Here is a 1,041-nt window from a genome sequence, read left to right on the forward strand (position 1 = left end):
CAGCCGTTGTAGTAGTTGCCCCACCGGGAATGGTGATGGAACCATCTACATAGGTAACATTGTGTGCATTGCCGTCCTGGTCAATGACCTTGGACTCGCTTCCTCTGAAGGAAATAGGATAGGTATCGCCGGGCTTTGCATCCGCCGGAACGGTAAACCGCAGAGTGGTCAGAACTGCACCATCTGCCGCTACCAGATTACGACCGTCGCCAGCATTCCAAACAAACGTGAACGTACTTGCATTCCAGGTAGGAGCACCTTCATATGCGTTACCGTTCAAACGCCGCTTGAGCTTCAGTCTGGAGTCCGCACTCAACTCAAGAACCATGCCGGCAGTACCAGTATCGCCCTTGATGGTGATCGGAACATCAACATCCGCACCAGCTTCGCCCTCAACATCTGCAATGGTGTAAGTAATATCGGCGGCAGCTGCCTGCATGGTCTGAACCGATGCAGGCAATGTGCCGATAATAAAGCTTGCGCTCATTGCGAGTGATGTCAAAGCCGAAATAATTCTTTTCTTCATCACGTTTCCTTTCTGCCCGGCTCACAGAACCGAGCACAAATGATTAATGTCCTCGCGTAGAACGATCCGCTTTGTTTAAGCTACCTCAGCGCCCAGATCAGACTGCTCGATCAGCTGAGCCAGGAACTTCAGAATCATAGTGGTATCATCCAGGTTCAGCTCAGTGCTGTGCTTATCGCAGTCAGCATTGATCTTACCCTGTTCGGTCATCTCTGCCTTGCCTGCCAGGTACTTGTTCAGCAGAACAGCGTCAGCGATGGATACTCTGCCGTCAACATTGGTATCACCGTACAGAACTGTGCCAACCGGAGCGGTGGTAGTGGTCTGAGTAGAAGTGGTAGTTGCGGGAGCCTCACTGGTAGTAGTTGTAGGTGCCTTTGTGGTGGTTGCTGTGCCGGGGATTACGATCTTACCATCAACGTATGTGATGTTCAGCTGTACGCCTTCCTGATCGATTACCTTACACAGGTCGCTTCTGAAGCTGATCGGATACTCATCGCCAGGCTGTGCATCAG

Annotated in this window: 2 protein-coding genes; both read right to left on the reverse strand. The window is 51.6% G+C overall.

Features of this window, described 5'->3' with window-relative positions; genetic code table 11:
- Window positions 1–526: cohesin domain-containing protein (locus QVO51_RS00010; protein ID WP_288167631.1), on the reverse strand; the 526-nt coding region annotated here is incomplete at its 3' end.
- A 75-nt stretch (window positions 527–601) separates the two neighbouring features.
- Window positions 602–1,041: dockerin type I repeat-containing protein (locus tag QVO51_RS00015; protein ID WP_288167632.1), on the reverse strand; the 440-nt coding region annotated here is incomplete at its 5' end.

Source organism: Ruminococcus sp. CAG:379 (assembly GCF_000434255.1).
In the GTDB taxonomy this organism is placed as follows: Bacteria; Bacillota; Clostridia; order Oscillospirales; family Ruminococcaceae; genus Ruminococcus_F; species Ruminococcus_F champanellensis.